Source organism: Pseudomonas putida (genome assembly GCF_002741075.1).
Lineage (GTDB): Bacteria > Pseudomonadota > Gammaproteobacteria > Pseudomonadales > Pseudomonadaceae > Aquipseudomonas > Aquipseudomonas putida_T.
On record NZ_CP016634.1, the window covers coordinates 3,052,541 to 3,073,717 of the forward strand.

Consider the following 21,177-nt stretch of genomic DNA (forward strand, 5'->3'; position numbering starts at 1 on the left):
TATCGCTATCAGCACATACCGCACCCTGTTCGAACTAATGGATTGTGATGGACACACCAAATAACTCACTGTATGAGGCAACCCATGAAAAAGCAATTAAAAATAATTCTGCTCGCGTCCCACCTGGCTCTGTTTGGCGCGGGAGTTGGGCTAGGGATCTATATACTTCCGATTTTGACAGCACAAGAAAACGCCACCATCGCCGAAATTGAAGAAGTGCAAAAGGTGGCAAAGTATAGCGGAGAGTTCAAGAAAGATCAGAAAGGCAGCGACGCCCTTCACTGGGCGAATGGACAACTTTTTGTTACGGATAACGAAATTGTATTTAAAGGTGATGTAGCACCTGGTCCAGACTACAAAATTTACCTGACAAAGAAACAAGCCACCGACAAAGAATCGTTTTTGGACATAAAGAAAGAAGCAATTCTGATTGGCGAATTGAAAAACTTCGGGAATTTCAAGAAAACCATTCCTGCAAGCGTCAACGTCAACGAGTTTACAACGGTCCAAATATGGTGCGAGCATTTCTCTAAGTTCATCGGCTCCGCAAAATATCAGTAAACAAGCTTAAACTTGGATCTTGCCTGTTCACGAATAACATGCGCCTCATGCCAATGGAAATTAAAGTCTTGCCGGGCATGAGGCCTCCCCTCCACGTCTAGATTCTTGAAGTCAAAATTGACCTCAACCGACCCTCAGACACTGACTACGATGCCTGCATACCCTGAAGCGGTTCACCAGATGGGCTTGCGACAGAGATAAGTACGCGCCAACCTCAGATGCCGCTAAGGCTCTATACGCCGCCTTATCGGAATGGGTGGAATTTTGCGCGCGAGCGTCTAATGTTATCCAAGAGCGAGGGCTCTGATTAGTCCCGTCTCCCATGAAGATTCGCAGACTAAGACCCCTATTAAATCTGTAACATTTCGCTAGTTAAACGTTCATAGTGGAGATAAATAAAATGATTTCTTTACTGTGGGGTGAAATTAACCATATCGACAATGTTAGACCCATAGACGATGAGGACCTGCCATGTCTAAATGAAATATTTGAAATATTGAAAAAGCACAACTGCATAGACAGATTTGGCGTGGCACTACTGCACAAACACTTTGATCTACAAGAAGATGAGGTGCTTCTGGAAACAACCGATGTGGATGGGCGCGAACAGTGGATCAGGCCGATTAAAGAAAGTTACTTAAAAGAAAACCGCATTGAAGCGCAAACAACCCTCGTATGTTACTCCGATGCAGGCCTGTCTCGGATGTGTGTTTGCGCGCGAGGGCCTGATGGTCATATAGGAAGACATGCCAGTACTCCAAGCATGGACTAAGTGTCAAAAATAGCTGGCGTGATAAGCGCAATGGAGGGAGCGTGGAGTGGATAAATATTGCCTCGGATGCCGTGAAAATTGGTATGGGAGCGTTGATCGCTGGAATGTTTGGCTATCTCGTCGCGCTGACCAATACTTCGGCAGAGACCAAAAAACTTCATATCACTAAAAAACAACTGCAGCTGGATAAGGTTATAGAAATACTCAATTCATTCCATAAAAATTATGCACACTATAGAGCCAATGTAAGAAATTACACAGGGCGGTTACAGGAGCTGAGTGCAACACGGTTATTGAATTGAAGCTGGAGCATCATGCCGCATAGCCATAGCTTCCTGCATCACCTCGTCCATAACCTCGATCGGACACTTGAAGTCGAAGCGCTTACGGGGGCGCATGTTCAGTTGCAGTGCGATGGCATCCAGTTCCTCCTGGCTATGCACCGACAAGTCCGTGCCCTTGGGCAGGTACTGGCGGATCAGGCCATTGATGTTTTCGTTACTGCCGCGCTGCCAAGGGCTGTGCGGGTCGCAGAAGTAAATCGCCACCCCGGTCTGCTGGGTGATTTCAGCATGCCGCGCCATTTCTCGGCCCTGGTCGTAGGTCATGCTCTTGCGCATCGCCAGCGGCATGCCATTGAGCGCTGCACTGAAGCCTTCCATCGCCGAGGTCGCCGTCGCGTCGTTCATCTTCACCAGCATCAGGTAGCCACTGGTGCGCTCCACCAGCGTACCTACAGACGAGGCGTTGGCCTTGCCCTTGATCAGGTCGCCTTCCCAATGCCCTGGCATCAGTCGGTCTTCGATCTCCGGCGGACGTACATGAATACTGACCCTCTCAGGGATCTGACCGCGCCGATCCACGCCGCCAGAGCGCGGCCTGCGCATCGTCTTGCTTTGGCGCAGGCAGATGATCAGCTCTTTACGCAGCTCGCCGACTGGCAAGGCATAGATCGCGTTATAGATCGTCTCGCGACAGACGTAGGCATCTCTGAGGCTGGGAATATTCATGCTGCGCAGCTTGCCGGCAATCTGCTCGGGAGACAAACGCTCACGCAGCATATGCGCCACCAATTCGAAGCGCTCGCTACCCGGCAACAGCTTTTGCTTCGGTCGACACACCTGACGGCGGGCCTGCATCTGCTGCTGGGCCACGCGGGCCGAGTAGCCGCCACAGGCATCTCGATTGCGGCGCAGCTCCCGGCTGATGGTCGAAGGGGATCGGTTGATCAAGCAGGCAATCCCGCGCAGGCTGAAACCTTGGGCATGACCGATTTGAATGGTGGCGCGCTCTTCAACGCTGAGTTCGGAATAAGACATAGGGACAGCACCGTACCGGAAAGGTCAGGTGTTGCACTCAGTTTTCGCCGCCGCCCCCTTATTATCACTGCGAGGTGAATAGCTTTTCTGCCAATTGATTATGCCAATGCGATTCTCTTCGCCGAAGATTTCGTCCATGAGCATGCCAAGTCTAAATAGTTCCCTATGATCAATACAGATAGCCATAACCCCGCCTGGGGTTAGCATCTCACGCATCATCCAGTTTCTGGGTGTCATGAAGCGCAACCATTTGCTGTGCTTGGACCCATCATCTTTAGGAACTACATCGCCGAGATCTGGATCGTTTGGATCCTTGTCCCACTTGTCGTTATAGCGGAAGTCCTCGCCGGTGTTGTACGGCGGGTCTGTTACTACAAGATCAACTTGACCACGATATTTATAGAGCGTGACCATCGCAGAAAGGTTTTCACCGTCCCAGATCTCATTCTCTGACTGGGCGGTTTCCTCTCCAAAGGATACTTTCTTGATAATACGATGCAGCTTCGGCTTGACCTGGCGGATGATCTGCCAGGGAGCAGCCCGCCCGGTGTAACTCATAACGATGCCATTCTTGCCAGCATCGGCAAGCGCCGCATCATGCTCCTGCAGCATACGGACCAAGGCGGCCCTCGGCAGTTGTTCGTAATCCATGCTTGCCCCTTGAATTCGTGCGGCGGCACCGAAAAGCTGAAAATTCTAGTACCGCTCGTGGATGCTTCACCATCCCTAGGGTGGCGAGTGTACTTGTGAACGTATTGATTTGGCTGTTAAACCGTTGAAAAAGACGGATCAACTGAGTTCCAAACGGGCTGCGTACTGGCTGGCAGATGCGAATCCGGCGCACGCCGCTCCCTTCTGGGCTCAAGCCCGCGAAGCGGGCATAAAGAACCCGGCCGAGGCCGGGATCCTTATGGGCTTATGGGCCGGCGTATTGGTCTGCCCAGTCCAAAGCCGGTGCCACGGGAGCTTGCACCTCCTGAGGCCAGGTTTTGGAGCCCACTGCAAATCGCCCGTAACCCATTAAAAGATAGCTGGGCATCCGACGAAAAGAGCACCAAGGCACCATTACCCTTGAGCTACAGCGCCGCTACGGGGCACCAGTTTGATTTCAACGCGGCGATTTTGGGCGCGACCCTCGGCGGTGTCGTTGGGGGCAATGGGCGAGCTGGAGCCTGCACCAAAGGTTTGCAGGCGCGAAGGATCGACGCCATTGCTGCGCAAAGAGAAAAAGGGGACTGATTTATGTGCGCCAGGCAAAGCTTGGTCGCCTGGGAATGACGGCGCAAGCCGTCACGAAATGGCGTAAGAAACCCAGCGGGTATGACCCCCGCCCGGTAAAGGTTAGCCACCGACCGGAAGCGAGTCTTGCGTGGTGACCGGGTAACCGGCGCTGCGAAGCGTAGACAGCAGAAAAGGGGATTTATTTTCCCTACTCTAAAACGGCCGCTGTTGGCCGATTGCTGCCTGTCGTGGACGACCGTTTAACTTCAAAGCCTGACTGGATTGCAAACTGCTGACACGCGTAGATTCTGTTTTCGACTCGTTTAATGCCGTCGATGCCAGGCCATAAACAGAGAGGAAACAACCGCTCGAAAATTCGAGCCATAGACTCTAGAGCCAGTGGGTAGTCGGAGTCATGTTCCTGCAACCATCAAATCCAGATTCTGCACCGCCGCTCCAGCGGCTCCCTTCCCAAGATTGTCAAACACCGCAGCCAACAAAACCTGCCCCGTCTCATCATTTTCACACACCACCAATCGCAAACTATCAGTCCCGTTAAGCGCCTGAGGATCAAGGCACGTCAACCCTTTGGCCTCCTGCATCGACATCACCTGTACATGGTCCGCATCGACGTAGTGCTGCATAAGACACGCATGCAACCGCACCGCATCCACGCCCGGCGCCAACAAGCGAAGTTGCAACGGTATGGTCAGCACGATCCCCTGCCGAAAAGCCCCATAAGCCGGCACAAACATCGGCCGCTCCATCAGACCGCTTTGCTGCTGAATCTCCGGAATATGTTTGTGTGCCAGCCCCAGACCATAAACCTGAAACGCGGGCGCCTGTGATGCGCCCTCTCCCTCATGCTCTTGCACGCCAACGCGCCCTTTTCCGGAATAGCCCGACACAGCATGAATGTTCGTCGGATAGTCCCTGGGCAGCAACCCGGCCTCCAGCAATGGGCGCAGCAGCCCTATCGCCCCCGTGGGATAGCAACCGGGATTGCTGACCCGCCGTGCCGTGGCGATGCGTTGGGCCTGCTGCGAGTTCATCTCCGCGAAACCATAGGTCCAGTCTAGATGGGTGCGGTGCGCCGAACTCGCATCGATCACCCGAACGGCGGGGTTTTCGATGCTCGCTACAGCGTCGCGTGCGGCTTGGTCGGGCAAGCAGAGAATCGCGATGTCGCAGGCGTTGATGATTTCGGCGCGACGTTGCGGATCCTTGCGATGTTCGGGGCTGAGCGTGATAAGCCGCAGATCGGTCCGGTCGCGTAGACGTTGATGGATTTGCAACCCGGTGGTGCCTTGGTCGCCGTCGATGAATATAAGAGGACTTGCCATGGAATGCTCTCGGACATAGGAAATCAGGAGTTCCAATCTTCAGTGAGGGGCTAAGATAGGAAAAGTTGAATTTCTAAACGATGAAATTCAGCTTTTCTGAACAAGGAGTGACTCATGCGCGAAATCAGCCTGGACCGTCTGCGCACGTTGGTGGCCATTGCCGACCTGGGTTCGTTTGCCGAGGCGGCCCGTGTGCTGCACCTCGCGCCACCCACGGTCAGTTTGCATATTGCCGACCTGGAGTCGCGGGTTGGCGGAAAGCTGTTGTCGCGCACACGTGGGCGCATTCAGCCTTCGGCGATTGGAGAAACGCTGGTGGAGCGCGCGCGGCGCCTGTTGGCGGATGCGGAGCAGGCGCTTGAGGACGTGGAGCGTCAGGTGCAGGGCTTGGCCGGGCGTGTGCGGCTGGGTGCCTCCACAGGGGCCATCGCACAGTTGATGCCGCAAGCTTTGGAGACGTTGGGCCAACGCCACCCCGCTATCGATGTGCAGGTCGCGGTGCTCACGTCGCAGGAAACTTTGAAGAAGCTTGCCGAGGGCTCTTTGGAGATCGGTCTGGTCGCGCTGCCACAGACCCCGGTGAAGGAATTGCGGATCGAGCCATGGCGGCGGGACCCGGTCATGGCCTTCTTGCCGGCTCGCTGGGAATGCCCGGATGTTGTGACCCCCGGTTGGCTGGCCGCCCAGCCATTAATTCTGAATGACAAAACTACTCGGCTTTCGCGCTTGACCTCGGAGTGGTTCGCCAGTGATGGACGGCAGCCCACGCCGCGTATTCAACTGAACTACAACGATGCGATCAAAAGCCTAGTGGCGGCCGGTTATGGTGCGACGTTGTTGCCGCATGAAGCCTCCACGCCATTGCCCGATACCAGGATCGTCATGCGGCCATTACAGCCCTTATTGTGGCGTCAACTTGGTATTGCCCACCGTGGTGGGGACGTCGAGCGGCCTACGCAACATGTGCTGGATGTGTTGTGGGGGTTGAGTGCGGGCTAGGGCGATGTTGTCAGAGAAAGGACCGCTTTCGACCCGGTCATACGGTGATTGAGGTCCCAGGCGTCAGCTACCGCACCTGAAGCCGTCGTTCATCGCTCCAAAGCCGGTGCCTGTCTCCGTTCGCCCAGGCCAGGGTGTCGTAGTACTTGTGCAGCAGCTCGGTAATGGCGGCGGTGTCGTCGGTCATGGGGTTTCCTTGGGGTTGGCGGTGAGGACTGCCTGGACGCGTGCTTGCAGCGCGGGCAGCACGTCTTGTTGGAACCAGGGGTTGCGCACCAGCCAGCGATTGTTGCGCGGGCTAGGGTGAGGCAGGGGGAACGCTTGCGGCCAGTGCTCGCGCCAGGCTTCGACCACCCGGGTGAGCGGCGTCTTGCCAGTACCGAGGTGGTAGTCCATGGCGTAGCTGCCCAGCACGATGACCAGCGACAGGCGCTCGAAACGCTGCATGAAGGCTTCGCGCCAGGCGGGGGGCGCACTCCGGGCGTAGCGGCAGGTCACCGCTTTTGCCGGTGCCCGGATAACAGAAGCCCATGGGCAGAATGGCGATGCGGGTAGGGTCGTAGAAGGTGTCGCGGTCCACGCCCAGCCAGGCGCGCAGACGCGCGCCGCTGGCGTCGTCGAAGGGCACGCCTGAGGCATGGACCCGGGCCCCCGGTGCTTGGCCGGCGATGAGGATGGGCGCACTCGGGTGAAACTGGAAGACCGGCTGCACGCCGTGTGGCAGATGCGGTGCGCAGCGCGTGCAGGCGCGGACGTCGGTCAGAAAGGCGTCGAGTGTCGGCATGGCGCGCTTCCGGAAAGGGTGGCTCGCGCAGGACGGAGGTGCCATCCTGCGCGAAGCGTAACCCGGCAGCAAGTCAGTGCTGGGTCAGTGTCGGATAGCCCTGGATGAATACGCGGTCGGTCTTGGCCGCCGGCACATGGCAGCCCATGCAGTCGGCTTCGTAGCTGACGGCGACATTCTTGGCGGGGGCGTCGGCCTTGAACAGCGCCCAGCCCCAGCCGTCGCCCCACAAGGGGTTGCTGGCGAAACGGCCTTTGGCGTCCTAGACCATCACGAACCACACGGCCGCATCGGAACCCCAGACCACAGGGTTGCCAGTGGTCATGGCGCTGGTTTCGAGCTTGCGGATCTCTTTCACCAGCGTGGCGCCGTCCAAGAACTTGCCGGTCTTGCGGTAGTGCTCGGCCGAGGCCTTTTCGGTGTACACATCGTGCAAGCCGCGAGAGGCGGATTTTTCGTCCAACACCGCATATGAGCCCAGGTGGACGAAGTTTGTGCGGAAGTCTGTGGGGCGGCTGATGCCGCCCTGGCTGTCCACATAGGGCGAAAAGTCGCCGGCCGTGACGGCCAGTGGCAGGACGAGGGCGCTGGCGAGCAGAGCGCCGGTGAGTGCGATTTTCATCGTGTTCTCCTTATATGCCTATGGAGATCAGACGGCGACCACGGGGAAATCCACCGTGGTGTCGGCGATGTGGTTGGTGTAGTTGGTGAGCGTGTTCAGCGCGACGTTGGCGATCACTTCCAGTATCAGGCCGTCGTCGAGCCCCGCGCGGCGGTAGTTGGCCATGGCGTCGGCCGACACCACGCCGCGTTGCTCGACCAGCGCGCGGGCAAAGCCGGCGATTGCATCGTCAAGTGCGTTGGCCGCCTGGCCGGTGCGGGCCGCGGCGATGGCCTCTGCCGACAGTCCGGCACCTTTGCCGATCAGGGTGTGTGCGCTCAGGCAATACTGGCAGCGATTGGCTTGACCGGCAGCGAGCGCAACGATCTCGCGCTGGGAGGCATTCAGGCGGCCGGTGCCCAGCGTTTCGGACAAGCCGAGGTAGCCATTGAGCGCCGCCGGCGCGTGGGCCAGCGTGGCGAACAGGTTCGGCACCATGCCAAGCTTGGCTTTGACGGCCTTGAGTGTGGCAGCGGTAGCGGCGTCAGCGGTGTCGATGGTCAGGGGGGCGATTTGGGTCATGTCTATCTCCGTAGTGGGTGAGGTGCAAGAGCACGTGGGCATGATCGCCCTTTGTTTGGTACGATATGGCACGTAAAGTATCAAATACGTAACCTATCGTCTTATATGGAGAGTGGAATGGCGGATCGACTGGCCGGCTTGCTCCGGCACTACTCGCTTTCGGCGCGCGTTTTTCACAGCGGCGCCTTCTGTGGGCAGCATCATTACGCGGCGCCGCATGGCTATATCCATCTGGTGCGGCGCGGCCCGATTACGGTGCGTTCGCCCGTGCATGAAGATCTGCTGGTTACCGAGCCGAGCCTGCTGTTTTATCCGCGCGTGGCGTCGCATCGTTTTGTCGCCGCCCCCGGCGATACCGCTGAGCGGTTGTGTGCGGAGGTCGACCTGGGCGCTTCGACGGGCAATCCGTTGGCCATGGCCTTGCCGTCGATGCTGCTGATTCCGTTGGCGGACTTGCCCGGCCTCGGGCCGACGCTAGAGTTGCTGTTTGCCGAAGCCGAGCGCGACCAGTGCGGTCGGCAGGCCGCCATCGACCGCTTGTGCGAGTTGCTACTGATCCAGTTGCTGCGTTATCTGATGGATGGGCGGCTTGGCGCCACCGGACTGCTGGCGGGCCTGGCCGACCCGAAACTCGCGCGCGCCATAACCGCCATGCACGATGCGCCGCAGACCGCGTGGTCGCTCGAGGCGCTGGCGGCGAAGGCGGGCATGTCACGCGCGCGCTTCGCCGCCGCGTTCAAGGACGCGGTGGGCGTCACGCCGGGCGACTATCTGGCCGACTGGCGGATGAACGTCAGTTGCACCCTGCTCAAGCAGGGGCGGCCGGTGGCGGTGGTGGCCGACCGCGTCGGCTACGGCAGCCCGAACGCTCTGGCGCGCGCCTTCCGCGTGCGCATGGGCTGCGCCCCGCGCGACTGGCTGGCGCAGCAGCGCGGTGACGCGGCGCTCAGCGGTTCGTGAGTTTGAGTTCGATTCGCCGGTTCTTGGCGTAGGCGGCGCCGGTGTTGCGCTCGTCGAGCGGGTGAAATTCGCATCACGCCGGAACAACTGGCGGAACTCCAGGTGGCGATCCGTCAACGGCTGGTCAGTCTGTTCGTGCGGCGCGGCCGGCTGGACAAGGCTGAGTCAGTGGCGCAGGTAGCTGGATGACGCTGTCCCGCCCTGAGCCGACGCTCACAGGCGGGGATTTCCAGTGTCGTCATTGTCGGCTATTGGCCGGCAGCAGCCCGTCGTTGCCTGATGGATCCAACCCCTCCGCTGCTATAGTGCAGTCGGCTTCTGACGTTCAGTGCAGCCGTCTTCTGAAAACGACAGAGACACGGGCGTATCCAATCAACATGGCTTTGTCCAACTATTCAGTGAGAGTCCAGTGTAGTCGGATATTGAAAGCTGGAGACTGTAGCTGGATGTCAGCAATGCGGGTTTGCGCGAGGGTTGCTGTCGTTTTCAGAAGACGGCTGCACTGAACGTCAGAAGCCGACTGCACTATAGGGGGTCGTTTGCGGGAGGGGGCGAAATCCTACGCTAAGGCTTTGGCCAACGATATTCTCCGGTAAGATTGATGTGTTCCCAGGGGATAGGAGAAGTCGCTTGATATCTAGTATGACGTCTGTCGCACGTGCTTGATTGCGGCCGCGATAGCTAGATCGCGTTGCTCCTCTTCTCCATCCGCGTTCCAAGCCGCGGAAAGACACCCGTAAGCGTACGCCTGGTCGAGCAGCCGACGCGGATCGACGTCCAGCGCACGAGAGAATGCGTCCGCCATCTGTGCAATGCGTCTAGGATCGAGACAAAGGTCGTCTCTGTCAGCCGGATCGTAGAACATATTGGCGGCGCCAAAGCCCACTTCACCGACCAGACCGACTGGATCTATCACCAGCCAGCCGCGACTGGAGAACATGATATTTTCATGATGCAGATCGCCATGTAGCCCACGCAGTTCCGAGGCATTGCTCATCATTTGATCGGCTATAATCGCCGCGTGGACGTAGTCAGTTTGACGACCTGCGTTTTGATCGTCACGCGCCCGCTGAAACAAAGCTGCAAAGCGCTCCCGGATCGGGAGAAGAGCAGAAGGCAGGGGTTCCTCAGATGCGGCATACAGCTTCGCCATCAGTTCCGCTGCAATTTCGGTCGCCTGGTAGTCGCCGTGCTCGGCAACGATGTGAGAGAGCATTCGCTCCCCGGCATATTCGAGCAACATCAGATTGTTCTCACGACCGAGCAACCGGACTGCTCCCCTCCCACTGCGCCATACCAGATAGTCGGCCCCGCGCAGTTCATCAGCAATGTCTTCTATAGGTTTCAATCCTTTGACGATTGCAGGAGTCCCGTCTGGCAAAAAAACTTTCCAAACGAGGCTGGAAAAGGTGTCCGCAATGAGAACAGGTTGGGAAACGTGCCAATGAGCAGGAAAAACAGGCGGCATGAACATCAACCCCAAGTAAGAGGGTCCAATCGCAGATAGAAGGCAAGGCGTTCGCGGTCGGGGGCTTCGATCCCCAATACATTGAATAGGACAGCGAAGGCGCGCTCTGCTTCATCTGGCGCTGCCCAGTTCTCTTCGGCGTTAGCAATCATGAGTGCCAAATCGGCATAGCGATCTGCTGTTCCGAGCCGCCCAAGGTCGATCAGACCCGTACATTGAAGAGTTCTAGGGTCTACCATGAAGTTCGGCATGCAGGGATCACCATGGCAAACAACCATATCGGTGCGCTCTTGGTCGAGCCGCACCGGTAGCTCTCGTTCGACACGAGCCAAAAGATCGAGCTGCGGCGTACTCTTGTCCTCGTCAGGTAAGAAGTCGGGATTGACGGCATTGCGGGACACCACATCAACGGCGCGTCCGATCATTCGCGACAGCCTGCGCTCAAACGGACATTGATCAACCGATAGGCTGTGAACAGCCCCAAGTTGCTGCCCCATTGACGGCCACGCTTTGAGCAAATCTGCTCCAGACAGATCCGCCGCCGGTACTCCCGGAATTGCCGTTATCACTAGGCATGCGCCCTCCTGTTCCTCCTGCCAGTTGATTACCTCGGGGCAAGCCACACCTCGACCTTTGAGCCAAATGAGGCGGTCACGCTCTCCAGCGAGCTCACCGCGACGGGAAGCAGGTGCGATTTTCGCGAAGGCATGCCCGTCACCACGTCGAAAAACAAAATCACCGGATTCTCCGCCTCTGACAGGCAACCAGTCAGAATGCGATTCACCCAAAAAAATATAAGTCCGATTCAATGGAGGTTCCTTCAGTTTGCTGATGAGGCGCGGAGGTGGCTCAACCTGCGAAAAGAAAAGAGTTGCTATGCAAGGCCAAGAACATGCTTTCCATGGTCTCTGAGCTCGCCTTTGGGGCCGACGTACCGGTAGAGAGTGACGCGCTCGATGCCAAGTTCCTTGCAGAGATCGGAAACTGAAGTATCGCGCTGGGCCATGGCGGCTTGCGCGAGACGCACCTGAGCTTTGGTGAGCGCGAATTTTCGTCCGCCCTTGCGACCGCGCGCTCTCGCGGAGGCGAGACCCGCCATGGTGCGCTCTCGGATCAGATCCCGCTCGAACTCAGCCAAGGTGGCGAAGATTCCGAACACCATGCGACCGGACGCAGTCGTGGTGTCGATCTGAGCGCCCTTTTCAGTCAGAACCCGCAGGCCGATCTTGCGGTCTGACAGCTCCTTCACCGTGTTGACCAGATGGGCAAGCGATCGTCCGAGGCGATCGAGCTTCCAGACCACCAGCACATCGCCGTCACGCAATGACTTGAGGCAAGCGGTCAAACCAGGGCGATCATCACGACCGCCGGAAGCAAGATCATCATAGATATTGTCCCGTTCGACACCTGCGGCGCGCAAGGCGTCGTGCTGCAGGTCGAGAGACTGCGAGCCATCGGCTTTGGAGACGCGGGCATATCCGATCAGCATGTATCACAAACGTTCGATTATGTGACAGTTTGCATCGGGAAGCTCTGCACGTCAAAATTTGTCACTTAACCCGTCATTCTGTCTAAGGCATGCAAAGGGTAGGCTAGGCTCATAATGTGACAGAAATTCCGGGGGGATGCCTTCCTTCGCGAAGGTGGCGCGCAACTGTTCCAAGGAAGCGGGGTCGCGCCGACCATAGGAAGCCAACGCGAACAGCGAGCGTGCCGTCTCGGGGTTGTGTCGTGCTTCAATGATGGCCTCATCAATGGCCTGGATTGCACGCTGCCAGTGATCGACGGGTTCGGGCTTCGGCGCTTTCGCCGGCAGGCCACTGGTGAACCCGGTTTGGGGCTCGGACCAGAATAGCTTTGCGTGCTCGCCTGGCGGGCTTATATCCCTCACCTCAATCAAGCTGATTGCCGTTGCCGCCGCCTCCAGCATCTGCAACCGTACTGCCGGGTTCAGGGTTTCATACGGTCGCCACAGACTTTGCCCAGCACGCAGCGGATGCCCGCAGCATTCCCAGATTTGGCGGAGATACCCCGCGTAGGTGCCGCACGTCGAAAGCGGGGTGTTCAGCTCATCGAGCAGCGTGCGTAGCAGCCTAAACCACAATCCGGCGTGGATGCGTCGGCGCGGCAACTCCACGTGGCCGGTCGTCAGTGCCTGCCAGGTACGCTGGTCCATCGCCGCAATCGCGTCGCTGGCAGTGCGCGGTTCGGCGTCGGCGTTCTCCCAGCCGAGAAACCGCCCTGGCACGCCCCAATAGGATTCCAGCCAGCAGCCATGCAGTGGGCAGCTCAGCATCAGGGGCAGCTTCCACGCGAGCAGTACGGCTTGGTTCTCCGGATCGTTCAGGCAGAGCGGACAGGCGCGGTGTATCGGTTGGGTGGGCAGCCAGGCACGCCAGCTCGTGATGGATCGCGTCTTACGGCGGAGTCTCGGCAGCAGTACCGAGAGCTGGAACGCATAGGTTTCCAATGCGGCTGGAATCTGATCATCAAGGCTGTCCAGTAGCCAAGGCACCCAGCCGGCGAAACTCATGCAGCGCAGCCGATCCAGCTCGATACCGCTCCGCTGGGAGAGCATCGCCAGCAGCGCCAGTGGTGGCGCGGTGTCCAGGTCATCAACCTGGCCGTGACCAAGATCGTGCTCCAGCAGCTCGGACACTTCCATGTGATAGCAAAGGGCCACGCGGTTGAGCCACGAAGACAGGGCTTCGGCTTCCCTGGGTGCCGGATGCAGTGGCCAGCGTGGCGCTGGCTTCACATCAGTTCCCGCTCGAATTGCCGCCGCCGCTCGCTGGGACCGGTGTAATCGGCCATGCTGAGCGTGCGGTGGTTGATCGCTTCCTCACCACTCTCCACGGCGGCCACGGCCGCCGCCATCAAAAGGTGCGCCAGCTCGCCAATAGTGCCCTCGCTGCGCGTGAGCAGGTAGCGAGCCATGTCCAGCGTGGCAATCGACGAAGGTCGCCGCAGCGGGAGCGAAGCCGCGAAGCTGGCCAGCAGTGAACAGCAATCGTCGTTGGCCTCCCACACCGGCAGCATCATCGGCTCGAAGCGATTTTCCAACTGGTCATCCGAGCGGATGGCCAGGTAGGCGTCGCGTGTGCCCACACCGACCAGCGGGATGCGCAATTCGTTGCCGAGGAAGCGCAGCAGGTTGAGGAATTCCCGGCGGTTGACGCTGTTGCCGGCCAGGACGTTGTGCAGCTCGTCGATCACCAGCAAACGCACACCGAGCTTGCGCAGCAGTGTCAGCGCCAGTTGCTCTATTTCCGGCAGCCGTGGGCGCGGTCGCAATGGTGCTCCCATCGCCGCGAGCAGCGCGACGTAGAAGCGGATCACCGATGGCTCGGACGGCATCTGCACGACCAATACCGGGATGTGCTCCTGGTCGGCGTCGGAGCTGGCCGGGTGGGCGCGGCGGAACTTCTCGACGATCATCGACTTGCCGTTGTTGGTTGGACCGACCAACAGCAGGTTGGGCATGCGTTGTTTGTTTGGCCACGTATACAGGGCTTCCAGCCGGTTCAACGCCTCGACTGCTCGCGGATAGCCGATCCAGCGGTCGGCGCGAAGGCGATGGATGCGCTCGTCCGCCGGGAGACGGGCCAAGCCCTGGGCCGCCGGCAGCAGGTGGGACAGGTCGATGATGGGATATTCGTCCACGGCTACCACTCCTCAATCTGGTCGAACGGTTTGGCAGGTGGCTGGTTGTCCGCCTGCGGGTCTGCCATGTCCGTGTCCGCTGGTGGCGTGGTTTTGACAGGTTGTTCCGTTGACTTGAGATGCTGGCGTCGATCCGCGTCGCGCCGCGCCTTGCGCGTGGCTTTCTGCGCAGTGGTCACGATTTCGCGCATCTGCCCGATCATGCGGAACAGCGCCGACTCATCCACCTGTTCGCGCCCTTGCTGCCGCAATTTCGCCAGCGCCTGCCGTTGTTCCCAGAGGGTGACAGCCGGGTGCGACAAGGTACGGTATGGAATTTCCAGATAGTGCTGCCCCTCCGGCTCCAGCACCCAAATGCGGCTGATGTCGCGTGGGTCGCGCCGGATCAGGAACGCAGGCAGGCGGTCGCGCCGAGCTATCCACGGCTTGAGCGCATCGGCGTAGTAGTGGATGTGGTCGATGACGAAGCCAGTGCGGGTCAGGGTGCGGCGGAGGACGGGCAGGAAATCGACCAGAAAAGCCGTGGTGCGAGTGATGACGGTTGGAACGCCGGTACGCGCGACAGCTTCGGCCCAGCGTGCGGCCGGCGGTTGGAGCAGGCCGTTGTGCACGGAGCCGTGATAGGTGCCAACCGCCAATGCGAGCCAGCGTTCCAGCTCGCGCAGTGTCAGGGCGGCCATCTTCTCGGAGGCGTATTCCCCGCGCTGGTCAGGGTTGGAGAAGGTCGTCCCCGGCAATTCGTCGTGGATCATTTGCATCGCCGTGCCGATGATCCGTTCCACGATGCCGCCATAGTGCGGCTGCCCGAGAGGCCGATAGTCCAACCGGATGCCATGCTGCTCGCAGCCACGGCGTAGCGCCTCGCTCTTGAATTCGGCCGCGTTGTCCAGGTAGAGCAGCGCGGGCTTGCCGCTCATCGGCCAGTCCATTTCCACGTCCAACCTTTCCAACCAAGGGCGCTTGTCGCAACCGGCGTGTGCGAGGCACAGGCCGACCGAGACGGCAGATGGCGCTTCTAACGTGACCACCATGCCAACCACGCAGCGGGTGAACACGTCGATGGCGAGGGTCAGGTACGGACGGCCAATCGGTTGCCGGTCGCGCTCGTCCACCACGATCAGGTCGATGACTGTGTGGTCGATCTGTACCTGCTCCAGCGGTGCGGAGACTGGCGGAGGAACACCGCCAACACCTTGCAGGATGCGGGACGCATCCTGGCCTTCCCGAAGTCGAGTGGTCTTGAGTGGATCAAGGCTGGCGATCCGCAACGCGACCGTGTTGCGCGCCGGCATCCGCAGCTTTTGCAGCTTGCACACCCGCGCAACTTCACGGTGGAACGCCGCCAAGCTGCGCTTCTGCTTGGTCAGGAAGCGCTTTTGCAGTAGCTCGCGGATGATTCGTTCGACCGACTCCGGCAAGCGGCCTTTACCTTTGCCACCGCTCGACTGTCCAAGAGCCAAATCAGTGACCAGCCCCGAACCTTGCCGGGCACGGCGGATCAGGACGTAGACCTGCCGCCGGGACAGACCCAGCGCCTGGGCTGCTGCGTCGGCCGCTTCATGCCCGACCGTCTCCGACTGCGCCAACGGCCCAATGATCTCCGCGCGGCAGCGAGCACGCTCCCATGCCTGTTCTGACAGGGTGGCTACGCCGCGCTCGGCAATCGGTACGGTATCGGTCGCCATGCTCGCCTCGCTTTGGTGCACACGAGTATTGAGCATAGACGAGTTTCGTGCAGAGGAGTCCTGATATCGGGCTGTCAGGAGCCGTATGCACAGCAGGCTTCATGTCTCGTTGATTGGTGCAGTCGTCTTCTGAAAATGACAGTCTCGACCTACGACCAACTCCTCGATCTGCAACGCGATGCTCTGGCGAAGGTCGGCTGTGAGCGCGTGTTCGAGGATACATCCAGCGGAGCCAAGGCCGAGCGGGTTGGTTTGACCGCCTTGCTGGCCACGCTACGCCGTGGCGACACCGTGGTGATCTGGCGCCTGGATCGCCTCGGCCGCTCGCTGAAGGATCTGATCCGACTGGTCGAACAACTGGACGCCGCCGGCGTCGGCTTGCGCAGCTTGCAAGAAAACATTGATACCGCCTCGATTGGAGGCCGTCTGGTATTTCACCTATTCGGCGCCTTGGCCGAGTTCGAGCGCAACCTGATTCGCGAGCGCACCCAAGCCGGACTATCCGCTGCGCGGGCCCGTGGCCGCAAGGGTGGGCGCAAGAAACGGCTCGATCCGGCTAAGCAAGAACTCGCCCTGCGTCTCTATCACGAGCGGAAACACACCGTGGCGGAAATCTGCCGCATGATGGGCATTGGCCGCTCGACGCTCTACAACTATCTGACCGAGGCCGAACGCAATGCCCAGCGGGCAGCATAAGGCCATCCCAACCGATTCGCTGATGCAGTTGCGGCAGCGGCTCGACCGTCTGCCGAAGAAAAGCCCGGAACGGGCCGCCCAGGTGACTGCGATAGCTGAGTTGTATGGCGTGTCCCCGAGCACTGTGTACCGGGCGCTGAACTTCATCCATAAACCCCACGCGGCCCACCGGGCCGATCACGGTAAACCGCGCGTGTTGCAGCAGGCCGAGCTGGAACGCTACTGCGAGCTGATTGCAGCGCTGAAACTGCGCACCACCAACAAGCAAGGGCGGCACCTGTCTACCCGCCGCGCCATCGAGTTGCTGGAAGACTACGGGGTGGAGACCGTGCAAGGGTTGGTCAAGGCGCCTAAGGGTGTACTCAGCCGACCAACCGTCAACCGCTACCTATCCCTGTGGCGACTGGATCAACCGCGGTTGTTGCGGCAGCCGCCCGCGACGCGCTTTCAGGCGGCACACAGCAATGACTGTTGGCAGTTCGACCTGTCGCCCTCTGACCTCAAACACATCGATAAACCGGACTGGATCGACCCGGCCAGAGGTGAGCCAACGCTGATGCTGTTCAGCGTGGTGGATGATCGCAGTGGTGTGGCCTATCAGGAATACCACTGCGTATACGGCGAGGACGCAGAGTCGGCGCTGCGCTTCCTGTTTAACGCCATGGCGCCGAAGGCTGACCCCACCTTTCCGTTCCAAGGCCGCCCCAAGATGATCTACCTGGACAATGGCCCGGTGGCCAAGCGCCGCGTCTTCCAGAACGTCATGCAGGGGCTGGGCATCGAGTGGCAGACACACATCCCGGCCGGCAAGGATGGCGCCCGTACCACAGCCCGCTCCAAAGGCAAGGTGGAGCGCCCTTTCCGCACGGTGAAGGAAGCCCACGAGACGCTGTATCACTTCCACAAGCCTGAAACCGAAGCGCAGGCCAACGAGTGGTTGATGCGTTATCTGGTGCGCACCTACAACGCACAGGGCCATCGTTCCGAGCCGCATTCGCGGATCGAGGACTGGCTGGCTAACCTGCCCGCCGAGGGCCTGCGCGAAATGTGCACCTGGGAGCAGTTCTGCCGGTTCGCCCGCGAGCCCGAACGACGCAAGGTTGGCGTCGATGCGCGAGTCACCATCGACGGCACGGCCTACGAGGTGGAGCCCGACATGGCCGGTGAGTCCGTGGTGTTGCTTTGGGGCTTGTTCGATGGTGAGCTCTATGCCGAGTTCGAGGGGGAGCGCTTCGGGCCTTATTACCCAGTCTCCGGGCCAATTCCACTGCATCGCTACCGCGCATTCAAACGCGGCAAGGCCGATGAACGATCCGAGCGCATCCGCTCGCTGGCTGACCAGCTTGGTCTACCCATCGCCGCATTGGCCGGCGACGATGTGCGGCTGACACCTCCCGCAGCTCCCATGGCACTGCCGCGCCAACCCTTCGATGCCGAGGCGCATGAATACCGGTTTCCCAGCGTCATCGCAGCCAAGCTCGCCATTGCCGATGATCTGGCGCAGCCGTTGGCTAAGCTCTCACCCGAAGATCAGGCATTCATCCACCAGGTGCTGAGCGAAACCCTGACGCGCCGCATCGTGTTGGAGCGCGTTCGGGGCTACTTCCGCCACAAGAAAGCAGGAGAAGAACATGCGGGTTGAAGTGATGCAGCACTACGGACTGACGTTGCCGCTGAACCAGGCCGGCTACTTTGAGACCGCCCACCATCAGCAGTTGATCAAGGACATCAAGGGGGCGATCTTCGAGGGGCGCCTGATCGCACTGTGCGGCGTCATAGGCAGTGGCAAGACCGTGATGCTGCGCCGGCTTCAGCAAGCGATGGAAGAGGAAAAGAAGATCACGGTCTCCAAGTCGCTGGCCATCGAGAAGCACAGCATCAAACTGGCCACCTTCATCGCCGCGCTCTTCTACGACCTCTCCTCCGAAAAGCAGGTACGCATCCCGACCCAGGGCGAAAAACGTGAGCGTGACCTGCGCGAGCTGGTGAGGAAGAATAAGCGCCCGGTGGCCCTGTTCGTCGATGAGGCACATGACCTCAACGGCCATACGCTGACCGGCCTTAAGCGCCTGATGGAACTGGTCGAGGACGGCGACGGCCGATTGTCGGTGGTGCTGGCCGGGCATCCCAAGCTGCGTAACGACCTGCGCCGCCCGACGATGGAGGAAATCGGCTACCGCACAGATATTTTCTCGCTCGACGGCATCGCCGGCAGTCAGCGCGAGTACATCCACTGGCTGCTGGAAACCTGCACTGCGGGGAAGGTCGAACCCGAGTCGATCCTGAGTGAAGACGCCATCGACCTGCTCGCCACCAAGCTGCGCACACCATTGCAAATCCAACTGCACCTCAGCATGGCATTGGAAGCCGGCTACCTGACTGGCGAGAAACCCGTCTCGGCGGAGCTGGTGGAATCAGTGCTGTCGCGTCAACTGGATGATCTGGAACCGACCCTGACGCGCCACGGTTACCGCATCAAGGATCTGGTAGATCAGTTCGACGCCAGACCCAATGAGATCAAGGCGCTGTTCAGCAACGCGCTTGACCCCGCGCGCGCTGCCGAGCTGCGTGACAAGATGCTGGCGGCGGGGCTGCCGATCTGATTACTGGCTAATTTCACGTTTTCGGGGGTTGGGCAAAAATAGCCAACTTCGACGCTGTCCTAGTCTCGGCAAGGGTAATCTCTAAGCTTTGTGCGCGTTGGCGTTGCGTCGAAACGGTTTTGTGTAGCTCGGCGCTCTCCGACTGCAAGGCGTCGAAGCGCGTCTTCCTTCAGCAGTAGTCGGGCCTCGGTGAGCAGGTGCTCATTGTCACGATTCAATCGGGTCAGTTCGTCTTGCTTGACGATCAGCGTCTGCTGTAGCTGGCGAGCCTCCATCTGCAGCTGCTGCACCTGCGCTTCGTGCCGGCGCTGCTCCTGCTCACGCTGATCCTTGCTTGTACGTCGGTAGTGCTCAAGTGAATCACGGGCATGTCGGTGTCCGGTTGGTCAGGCTTTCAATGCCAGTATTCGGTGCGCACCGTTCAGTACGATGAGGCCCACGACAGTACCAATCACCAAATCTGGGTAGGAAGAACCTGTCCAGGCAACCAATGCACCTGCTGCGATAACACCAATGTTCGCGAGCACATCATTGGCTGAAAAAATCCAACTCGCTTTCATGTGTGCACCACCTTCGCGGTGGCCATAGATCATCAAGAGACAGCTGACGTTTGCGACTAGTGCGACTGCGCCAATCCCCATCATCAGCATCGACTCAGGTTCGCTGCCGTAGAGGACGCGTCTAGCCACTTCCACGAGCACGCCCAGAGCCAACACGATCTGAAAGACCCCCGCCAGGTGGGCAGCCCGAACTTGAAGCCGTGCACTCCGGCCGACCGCATAGAGAGCCAGCCCATAGACGGCAGCATCAGCAAACATGTCCAACGAGTCGGCAACCAGGCCAGTCGACTGGGCGATCAAACCTGCACCCATCTCAATGACAAACATCGCGGCATTGATACCGAGCAGGATCTTCAGCGTGCTTGCCTCTTTCGAAGCAGTCAGCTCTTCATTGGCACTATTGGCCGAGGCTGCTTCCTGACTGGCCGGCTCAGTACCCAGCAACGCTGCACCCAGGCCAAGTGACTCCAGCTTGGTAGCGATCTGGTCAACCGCCCCGTCATGGAAAGCGCGTACCTGTCTGCTGGTCAAATCAAAGGACAACGAATTGAGCTCAGGCAAGCCATTCAGTGCGAGCCGAATCATTCGTTCTTCTGAAGGGCAATCCATCTTGGGTACAGAAAAACTGCTGACCCATGTTCCTTCATTCGAAGGCGCGGTTGCCGCTTCTGTGGTTGCCGAAACTGGGCCACAGCCACAGGACTTCTCACAAGAACTCATGATTCGCTTCTCCTATCGGGCTTTATTTTGTCAATTAAAAACCATATAGCAGGTATAGGGTCAAGCATGGATATACTGAGTTTTGACTCAGGAGAAGGCCATGCGCATAGGCCAACTTGCAAAGCTGACGGGGGCGGACATTCAGACGATTCGTTTTTATGAACGTCAGGGACTGCTCCCACCTCCTAACCGTCAGGACAATGGCTACCGAGCCTACGAAGCGGATCATGTGGAGAAACTGCTGTTCATTCGCCAATGCCGCTCTTTTGGCATGTCACTGGAAGAAATTGGTGTTTTACAGGGCTTTCAGGAGCAGCCGCAGCAACCATGCACGGCGATCAATACGCTCCTTGATAGACATATCGCCCAGGTAAGGGCTCAGATCGCATCCTTACATGCCCTCGAAAACCAGTTGGTGACGTTGCGGGGCTGCTGCGATGATGAACGACAAAGCTTGGACTGCGGAATACTTTCGGGTTTGGTGGAGGGCGGCATTCCACGTCTTCAATCCTGAGGTCGAAGACCCTGCTTTTGATCGAGGACCATGCGGCAGACCTCTTTCCTATTCACGGCTTAAATTCTTTTTTTGCATCGCCTCAATCCATAGCGCTTGACCCTATAGCGACTACAGGGTGTTCAC

The 21,177-nt window shown here is 59.2% G+C and carries 21 protein-coding genes and 4 pseudogenes; 9 read left to right on the forward strand and 16 right to left on the reverse strand.

The features are described 5' to 3' along the window. Positions 1-84: 84 nt before the first annotated feature. The 3 genes from IEC33019_RS14285 (at position 85) to IEC33019_RS27380 (ending at position 1,635) form a co-directional block, all read left to right on the forward strand. Entirely contained in the window at positions 85-561 is a 477-nt protein-coding gene (locus tag IEC33019_RS14285) for a DM13 domain-containing protein (protein WP_011711661.1), read from the forward strand. 400 nt (positions 562-961) lie between these two features. Beyond that, complete coding sequence (locus IEC33019_RS27375) at positions 962-1,333, forward strand: hypothetical protein (protein ID WP_052959448.1); 372 nt, start codon at positions 962-964, stop codon at positions 1,331-1,333. Between the two features lie 41 nt (positions 1,334-1,374). Continuing rightward, the gene (locus IEC33019_RS27380) at positions 1,375-1,635 is read left to right on the forward strand and encodes a hypothetical protein (protein WP_047296649.1); all 261 of its coding nucleotides are present in this window, start codon (positions 1,375-1,377) and stop codon (positions 1,633-1,635) included. Here the strand turns inward: IEC33019_RS27380 and IEC33019_RS14290 are convergent. The 4 genes and pseudogenes from IEC33019_RS14290 to argC form a co-directional block, all read right to left on the reverse strand. Further along, positions 1,624-2,652: an IS30 family transposase gene (locus IEC33019_RS14290; protein WP_003465026.1), complete on the reverse strand. Its 1,029-nt coding sequence runs from the start codon at positions 2,650-2,652 to the stop codon at positions 1,624-1,626. The two genes, IEC33019_RS27380 and IEC33019_RS14290, sit on opposite strands and share 12 nt — an antisense overlap. Positions 2,653-2,676: 24 nt before the next feature. Further along, entirely contained in the window at positions 2,677-3,303 is a 627-nt protein-coding gene (locus IEC33019_RS14295) for a DNA methyltransferase (protein WP_099593662.1), read from the reverse strand. Between the two features lie 414 nt (positions 3,304-3,717). Then, positions 3,718-3,873: pseudogene (locus IEC33019_RS27830) on the reverse strand (OmpA family protein); the annotation flags it as partial. Positions 3,874-4,286: 413 nt separating this feature from the next. Beyond that, positions 4,287-5,216 (reverse strand): N-acetyl-gamma-glutamyl-phosphate reductase, encoded by a 930-nt coding sequence (argC, locus tag IEC33019_RS14305; protein ID WP_049275860.1) that lies wholly within the window; start codon positions 5,214-5,216, stop codon positions 4,287-4,289. Positions 5,217-5,330: 114 nt separating this feature from the next. On the opposite strand from argC, the gene IEC33019_RS14310 reads away from it, so the two are divergent. Then, positions 5,331-6,215 (forward strand): LysR family transcriptional regulator, encoded by an 885-nt coding sequence (locus IEC33019_RS14310; RefSeq protein WP_003465017.1) that lies wholly within the window; start codon positions 5,331-5,333, stop codon positions 6,213-6,215. Between the two features lie 183 nt (positions 6,216-6,398). Here IEC33019_RS14310 and IEC33019_RS27620 read toward each other — a convergent pair whose 3' ends face one another. The 4 genes and pseudogenes from IEC33019_RS27620 to IEC33019_RS14330 all read right to left on the reverse strand — a co-directional run bounded on the left by IEC33019_RS27620 (position 6,399) and on the right by IEC33019_RS14330 (position 8,182). Beyond that, on the reverse strand, positions 6,399-6,662 hold the full coding sequence (locus IEC33019_RS27620) for a uracil-DNA glycosylase family protein (protein ID WP_003830781.1): 264 nt from the start codon (positions 6,660-6,662) through the stop codon (positions 6,399-6,401). A gap of 61 nt (positions 6,663-6,723) precedes the next feature. Next, a pseudogene (locus tag IEC33019_RS28205) lies at positions 6,724-7,044 on the reverse strand (uracil-DNA glycosylase family protein); the annotation flags it as partial. A gap of 28 nt (positions 7,045-7,072) precedes the next feature. Further along, positions 7,073-7,621 (reverse strand): annotated as a pseudogene (locus IEC33019_RS14325) (cytochrome P460 family protein). A gap of 27 nt (positions 7,622-7,648) precedes the next feature. Further along, complete coding sequence (locus tag IEC33019_RS14330; protein WP_020309197.1) at positions 7,649-8,182, reverse strand: carboxymuconolactone decarboxylase family protein; 534 nt, start codon at positions 8,180-8,182, stop codon at positions 7,649-7,651. 117 nt (positions 8,183-8,299) lie between these two features. On the opposite strand from IEC33019_RS14330, the gene IEC33019_RS14335 reads away from it, so the two are divergent. Continuing rightward, entirely contained in the window at positions 8,300-9,142 is an 843-nt protein-coding gene (locus IEC33019_RS14335; protein WP_049275859.1) for a helix-turn-helix transcriptional regulator, read from the forward strand. A 637-nt stretch (positions 9,143-9,779) separates the two neighbouring features. Here IEC33019_RS14335 and IEC33019_RS14350 read toward each other — a convergent pair. The 6 genes from IEC33019_RS14350 to IEC33019_RS14375 form a co-directional block, all read right to left on the reverse strand. After that, the gene (locus IEC33019_RS14350; RefSeq protein WP_000480959.1) at positions 9,780-10,616 is read right to left on the reverse strand and encodes an APH(6)-I family aminoglycoside O-phosphotransferase; all 837 of its coding nucleotides are present in this window, start codon (positions 10,614-10,616) and stop codon (positions 9,780-9,782) included. Continuing rightward, positions 10,616-11,419, reverse strand: a complete 804-nt coding sequence (aph(3'')-Ib, locus tag IEC33019_RS14355; protein ID WP_025464697.1) for an aminoglycoside O-phosphotransferase APH(3'')-Ib — start codon at positions 11,417-11,419, stop codon at positions 10,616-10,618. Before aph(3'')-Ib ends, IEC33019_RS14350 begins: the two co-directional genes overlap by 1 nt. A 65-nt stretch (positions 11,420-11,484) precedes the next feature. Further along, on the reverse strand, positions 11,485-12,099 hold the full coding sequence (locus IEC33019_RS14360; RefSeq protein ID WP_099593669.1) for a recombinase family protein: 615 nt from the start codon (positions 12,097-12,099) through the stop codon (positions 11,485-11,487). 51 nt (positions 12,100-12,150) lie between these two features. Then, the gene (locus tag IEC33019_RS14365; RefSeq protein ID WP_176601418.1) at positions 12,151-13,344 is read right to left on the reverse strand and encodes a TniQ family protein; all 1,194 of its coding nucleotides are present in this window, start codon (positions 13,342-13,344) and stop codon (positions 12,151-12,153) included. 20 nt (positions 13,345-13,364) lie between these two features. Beyond that, complete coding sequence (locus IEC33019_RS14370; protein ID WP_013741668.1) at positions 13,365-14,273, reverse strand: TniB family NTP-binding protein; 909 nt, start codon at positions 14,271-14,273, stop codon at positions 13,365-13,367. Positions 14,274-14,275: 2 nt separating this feature from the next. Then, positions 14,276-15,958 (reverse strand): Mu transposase C-terminal domain-containing protein, encoded by a 1,683-nt coding sequence (locus IEC33019_RS14375; RefSeq protein ID WP_011494284.1) that lies wholly within the window; start codon positions 15,956-15,958, stop codon positions 14,276-14,278. Between the two features lie 135 nt (positions 15,959-16,093). On the opposite strand from IEC33019_RS14375, the gene IEC33019_RS14380 reads away from it, so the two are divergent. The 3 genes from IEC33019_RS14380 to IEC33019_RS14390 are packed head-to-tail and all read left to right on the forward strand — an operon-like array spanning position 16,094 to position 19,257. Beyond that, entirely contained in the window at positions 16,094-16,654 is a 561-nt protein-coding gene (locus IEC33019_RS14380; RefSeq protein ID WP_099593671.1) for a recombinase family protein, read from the forward strand. Between the two features lie 4 nt (positions 16,655-16,658). After that, positions 16,659-18,296 (forward strand): DDE-type integrase/transposase/recombinase, encoded by a 1,638-nt coding sequence (locus IEC33019_RS14385; RefSeq protein WP_216641847.1) that lies wholly within the window; start codon positions 16,659-16,661, stop codon positions 18,294-18,296. After that, positions 18,286-19,257, forward strand: coding sequence for an ExeA family protein (locus IEC33019_RS14390; RefSeq protein ID WP_099593675.1), 972 nt, complete (start codon positions 18,286-18,288; stop codon positions 19,255-19,257). The genes IEC33019_RS14385 and IEC33019_RS14390 overlap by 11 nt, the downstream gene beginning before the upstream one ends. Before the next feature lie 164 nt (positions 19,258-19,421). Here IEC33019_RS14390 and IEC33019_RS27840 read toward each other — a convergent pair. Further along, positions 19,422-19,634, reverse strand: a pseudogene (locus IEC33019_RS27840) (cointegrate resolution protein T); the annotation flags it as partial. Positions 19,635-19,643: 9 nt separating this feature from the next. Further along, complete coding sequence (locus tag IEC33019_RS14400; RefSeq protein ID WP_371929299.1) at positions 19,644-20,540, reverse strand: cation transporter; 897 nt, start codon at positions 20,538-20,540, stop codon at positions 19,644-19,646. Between the two features lie 97 nt (positions 20,541-20,637). Here IEC33019_RS14400 and cadR point away from each other — a divergent pair, with 97 nt between their 5' ends. Beyond that, positions 20,638-21,051, forward strand: a complete 414-nt coding sequence (gene cadR, locus IEC33019_RS14405) for a Cd(II)/Pb(II)-responsive transcriptional regulator (RefSeq protein WP_099593679.1) — start codon at positions 20,638-20,640, stop codon at positions 21,049-21,051. The last annotated feature ends 126 nt before the right edge of the window (positions 21,052-21,177 follow it).

Excerpts from the sequence above, each read along its gene's own strand:
- IEC33019_RS14285 (WP_011711661.1), top strand. The coding sequence starts at position 85 with ATGAAAAAGCAATTAAAAATAATTCTGCTCGCGTCCCACCTGGCTCTG.
- IEC33019_RS27375 (WP_052959448.1), top strand. The coding sequence starts at position 962 with ATGATTTCTTTACTGTGGGGTGAAATTAACCATATCGACAATGTTAGA.
- IEC33019_RS14290 (WP_003465026.1), bottom strand. The coding sequence starts at position 2,652 with ATGTCTTATTCCGAACTCAGCGTTGAAGAGCGCGCCACCATTCAAATC.
- IEC33019_RS14295 (WP_099593662.1), bottom strand. The coding sequence starts at position 3,303 with ATGGATTACGAACAACTGCCGAGGGCCGCCTTGGTCCGTATGCTGCAG.
- argC (WP_049275860.1), bottom strand. The coding sequence starts at position 5,216 with ATGGCAAGTCCTCTTATATTCATCGACGGCGACCAAGGCACCACCGGG.
- IEC33019_RS14310 (WP_003465017.1), top strand. The coding sequence starts at position 5,331 with ATGCGCGAAATCAGCCTGGACCGTCTGCGCACGTTGGTGGCCATTGCC.
- IEC33019_RS27620 (WP_003830781.1), bottom strand. The coding sequence starts at position 6,662 with ATGCAGCGTTTCGAGCGCCTGTCGCTGGTCATCGTGCTGGGCAGCTAC.
- IEC33019_RS14330 (WP_020309197.1), bottom strand. The coding sequence starts at position 8,182 with ATGACCCAAATCGCCCCCCTGACCATCGACACCGCTGACGCCGCTACC.
- IEC33019_RS14335 (WP_049275859.1), top strand. The coding sequence starts at position 8,300 with ATGGCGGATCGACTGGCCGGCTTGCTCCGGCACTACTCGCTTTCGGCG.
- IEC33019_RS14350 (WP_000480959.1), bottom strand. The coding sequence starts at position 10,616 with ATGTTCATGCCGCCTGTTTTTCCTGCTCATTGGCACGTTTCCCAACCT.
- IEC33019_RS14360 (WP_099593669.1), bottom strand. The coding sequence starts at position 12,099 with ATGCTGATCGGATATGCCCGCGTCTCCAAAGCCGATGGCTCGCAGTCT.
- IEC33019_RS14375 (WP_011494284.1), bottom strand. The coding sequence starts at position 15,958 with ATGGCGACCGATACCGTACCGATTGCCGAGCGCGGCGTAGCCACCCTG.
- IEC33019_RS14380 (WP_099593671.1), top strand. The coding sequence starts at position 16,094 with ATGACAGTCTCGACCTACGACCAACTCCTCGATCTGCAACGCGATGCT.
- IEC33019_RS14390 (WP_099593675.1), top strand. The coding sequence starts at position 18,286 with ATGCGGGTTGAAGTGATGCAGCACTACGGACTGACGTTGCCGCTGAAC.
- cadR (WP_099593679.1), top strand. The coding sequence starts at position 20,638 with ATGCGCATAGGCCAACTTGCAAAGCTGACGGGGGCGGACATTCAGACG.